We start from the raw sequence: 258 nt of genomic DNA on the forward strand, positions 1-258 counted from the left end.
TCGCCGAGGTGACCGGCCGTTCGCGCCGCGTCATCCGCAAGGGCGACCGGCTGGTGGTCGAGAATCGAGCCGGTTCGGCCAACCTCGCCGAGACCTCGGCCTTCATGGATGATGTCAAGCGGATACTCGTGTTCTCCGATGCGGGCGGCACGGGGAGGAGCTACCATGCCGAACTGTCGGCACGGAATCGGCGTTTGCGGGTCCATTACCTGCTCGAGCCCGGCTGGAAGGCCGACGCCGCGATCCAGGGTCTCGGCC

The 258-nt window shown here is 67.4% G+C and carries 1 protein-coding gene; it reads left to right on the forward strand.

Features of this window, described 5'->3' with window-relative positions; genetic code table 11:
• Window positions 1-258: strawberry notch C-terminal domain-containing protein (locus tag QSV46_RS40215; RefSeq protein WP_314964217.1), on the forward strand; the 258-nt coding region annotated here is incomplete at both ends.

It is taken from the genome of Bradyrhizobium cosmicum (assembly GCF_032290525.1).
GTDB lineage: Bacteria > Pseudomonadota > Alphaproteobacteria > Rhizobiales > Xanthobacteraceae > Bradyrhizobium > Bradyrhizobium cosmicum_A.